Consider the following 2,999-nt stretch of genomic DNA (forward strand, 5'->3'; position numbering starts at 1 on the left):
AATGAGTTTTAAAATTGTTAGCCCCTCATTTGAAAGTGAGAGAATATTTATGACTATAAAATGAATTAAATAAAGCTGAGTAACTATAAATAGAACTCAGCTTGTGTGTTTTTATTATCTAATCAATATAATCTTTATATAGATGTCGTTTATCTTTCCCATATTTCTCTTCATAATAATCATAAAAACTTTCCCCATATTTTTTAAAAGCTTCAAACTTCTTAATAAAGTAAATTTTTCTTATTTTTATCTGGACCCTCAAGACTTCCAAAATTCACACTAAACCATGATGGAAACTCTGGTTCTAATTCTGCGTTATACATTTGAGGGTGATGTGTCAGCCACATATATGTATGTGGAAAGAAATCTCTACATCGATACCCAGTAATACCTACAACTAAGCAAATACTAATACGTACAAACTTGTTCAGTTTCTTCCATTTTGAAAATAGAGAGTTCATGAATAATTACCTTGTGAATATACTAAACAAATATATTCTAACATGAGCTTTAGATATATCTACTTCATCAAGGGATATTAAAAAATATTAGATATTTAAAAAAGGGTTTAATCTAAAAGTATAGATAGTAACTTTTAACGTATTATCAATATTAAAGTTAGATCCTGCGGCCATTCGACGAATTGTTGCAATAGGAACCTTTCATCCTTAATAAAACTAACTACTTACTTAAGTAATGATTTCCCTGAAATAAAAAATTAAAAAAAAGAACCATGGAATATAAATTCAATAAGTTATAACAGGTAATGCTTTTTTTTCTATCGAAAAAAATCAATAAGTGATACATTTCGACTATGATAAGTAAAAGAAAAATAGATAAAATTGGTGATATCCTAAAGGAGAAAGAGAGCCTAGACGCATCTGACTTGAATCAGCTCCTTGAATGGAGAAATAGTTTTTCAAGTACACTCGACTACTACTTTAGCAAACTCAAAGTAAAAATTGATAAGAATGATGCAATCCTATTTGCACGACGGTTAAAAAGAATAGAATCAATTCAGATAAAATTAAAAAGATTCAGCACAATGAGACTAAGTACACTTCAAGATATAGCAGGTCTTAGAGTTATCTTAAAAAATGAAATAGGACTGAATAAGGCCTATACAAACCTCCGGGTACAATCAGGTAAACATAAAATAAAAAAAGTAGATGACTATCACAATAGACCAAAGAAAGATGGCTATAGAGGTATTCACCTAATTTACCAAACGGAGAATTCAATACTTGTGGAAGTGCAGTTAAGAACAGAGCTTGAGCATATCTGGTCAACAGCTGTTGAAACATACGGAGAACTACAGCAGGCTTCGTTTAAAACTGGAGAAGGAGATGAGAAGTGGAAGGAGTTCTTTAAGCTATTAAGCTCATATTTTGCTCTAAAGGAAAATAGTAATCCATTAGAAGAACATCTTAAATTAAGTAATAAGAAAATATTATCAAACTTAAAGAAGTACATAAGAGACCTAAAAGTAATAGAGAAACTTAATGCGGCTACAAATAACGTTGAAGTAGTTTTAAACAAGCACAACAAAACTGGACGAATGGGTAGATACGCTTTAGTTGAACTCGATATTAAAAATAGTAAAACAACAGTAGAAATATTCAACAAAAAAGATGTTGATAAAGCTATCCAAATATACACAGAGAAAGAACTGGGATATAAGGAAAATGATAGTAAGAACATTGTTTTCGTAAACATCGATGATATAGAAAATATCAAAAAGTCATTTCCAAATTACTTCTTAGATACACATAAACTTCTAGAAATACTTTCTAAAATTATATTAAATGAGTTTTAACTATATCTACTTCATCAAGAGATATTAAAAAAAGTTAAATATTGAAAAGGTCCTTACTCTCGGAGTAAAGAGATTACTAAAAGTATAAACGGTAACTTTTTTGACTTGATAAAGAATTGAAAGTTGTTAAATTTCTATATATGAATCTAGGCGACGAGCTCTTTATTAATAGCAGAAGTAACTTTTAGCATACTATCAATATTAAAGTTAGATCCTGCGGCCATTCGACGAATTGTTGCAATAGGAACCTTTGATCTTCTTGAAAGTTCTTCTTTATTGATCACACTAAGGTAACCAGAAATAATCTCATGAAAGGCCCTTTTGTCCCCTTCTAGTATTGCTTCAGCTAGCACTTCAGCGACGGCCTTGTAGTCTTTAAAGAATTCAACAGAGTGATTTTTAAAAAGACCTTTCTTATTCTTTAAGCTAATTGGTCTTAATGACTCTATATTAAACTTTTTCATCTTCAAGTCCTCTAATTAATGCTTTAGCCTTTCTTATATCTTTCGATTGAGTATTCTTATTTCCACCAAGTAAGATAATTATAATACTTCCGTCTTTATCAAGTGTGATTGAAAAGTAAACTCTCCTACCACTTTTCCATTTTAGTTCAGCAAGACTTTGATCTAACTTTCTAGCTGTACCAAAATGACCGTCAATTCGAATTCTCGCTATTCGACTTTGTATCTGGGCCTGCTCTTTTAAATTTTGCCCTTCGAGCCAATTTATATACTCTTGTGTCTCTTTAACTCTGTACATAAAACCTATCATAAATGAGATGAAAGTCAATATTTCATATCATTTACGATATGAAACATAAGTAACTAACTATAATCATTACAGGTAACAGAAAAGTACTTAGATAAGCATAAATTTCGATAGGTATTGTATTTATATTTCAGAAATGATTTGCCCTAAGTAAGGAGACTACTTAGGGCGATAGAATTTATTCTTCTAGCATCGACTCATCAAACTCACAGTTATGATAAACCTTTTGAACATCATCGTTGTCCTCTAGGACATCAATAAGCTTCATAAATGTTGGGATATGCTTTGGGTCTAGTACTTTATTAGTTGTTGCAACTCTTTCAAGCCCTGCTTCCTTGGCCTCGATATTTAACTCAGCAAGCTTTGCTGAAGCATTTCCAAAATCTTCCATAGCAGTTGTAACAATGATCACATC

General features: G+C 30.9%; 5 protein-coding genes. 1 reads left to right on the forward strand and 4 read right to left on the reverse strand.

Annotation, left to right across the window (positions count from 1 at the left end; translation table 11 throughout):
- Positions 1-221 precede the first annotated feature (221 nt).
- Complete coding sequence (locus tag ABX784_RS16605) at positions 222-461, reverse strand: hypothetical protein (RefSeq protein WP_372656180.1); 240 nt, start codon at positions 459-461, stop codon at positions 222-224.
- Between the two features lie 353 nt (positions 462-814).
- Between ABX784_RS16605 and ABX784_RS16610 the strand changes: the two genes are divergently transcribed.
- Positions 815-1,816: a hypothetical protein gene (locus ABX784_RS16610; RefSeq protein ID WP_372656181.1), complete on the forward strand. Its 1,002-nt coding sequence runs from the start codon at positions 815-817 to the stop codon at positions 1,814-1,816.
- Positions 1,817-1,962: 146 nt separating this feature from the next.
- Here the strand turns inward: ABX784_RS16610 and ABX784_RS16615 are convergent, their stop codons facing one another.
- The 3 genes from ABX784_RS16615 to ABX784_RS16625 all read right to left on the reverse strand — a co-directional run.
- Complete coding sequence (locus ABX784_RS16615) at positions 1,963-2,280, reverse strand: hypothetical protein (RefSeq protein ID WP_372656182.1); 318 nt, start codon at positions 2,278-2,280, stop codon at positions 1,963-1,965.
- Positions 2,267-2,575 (reverse strand): type II toxin-antitoxin system RelE/ParE family toxin, encoded by a 309-nt coding sequence (locus tag ABX784_RS16620; protein WP_372656183.1) that lies wholly within the window; start codon positions 2,573-2,575, stop codon positions 2,267-2,269. The genes ABX784_RS16615 and ABX784_RS16620 overlap by 14 nt, the downstream gene beginning before the upstream one ends.
- Positions 2,576-2,762: 187 nt before the next feature.
- On the reverse strand, positions 2,763-2,999 hold a 237-nt coding region (locus tag ABX784_RS16625; protein ID WP_372656184.1), incomplete at its 5' end, for a YebC/PmpR family DNA-binding transcriptional regulator.

This window comes from Halobacteriovorax sp., from assembly GCF_041587335.1.
Taxonomy (GTDB): domain Bacteria; phylum Bdellovibrionota; class Bacteriovoracia; order Bacteriovoracales; family Bacteriovoracaceae; genus Halobacteriovorax.

Coding starts and splice junctions, on each gene's coding strand:
- ABX784_RS16615 (WP_372656182.1), bottom strand. CDS start 2,280: ATGAAAAAGTTTAATATAGAGTCATTAAGACCAATTAGCTTAAAGAAT.
- ABX784_RS16620 (WP_372656183.1), bottom strand. CDS start 2,575: ATGTACAGAGTTAAAGAGACACAAGAGTATATAAATTGGCTCGAAGGG.
- ABX784_RS16610 (WP_372656181.1), top strand. CDS start 815: ATGATAAGTAAAAGAAAAATAGATAAAATTGGTGATATCCTAAAGGAG.
- ABX784_RS16605 (WP_372656180.1), bottom strand. CDS start 461: ATGAACTCTCTATTTTCAAAATGGAAGAAACTGAACAAGTTTGTACGT.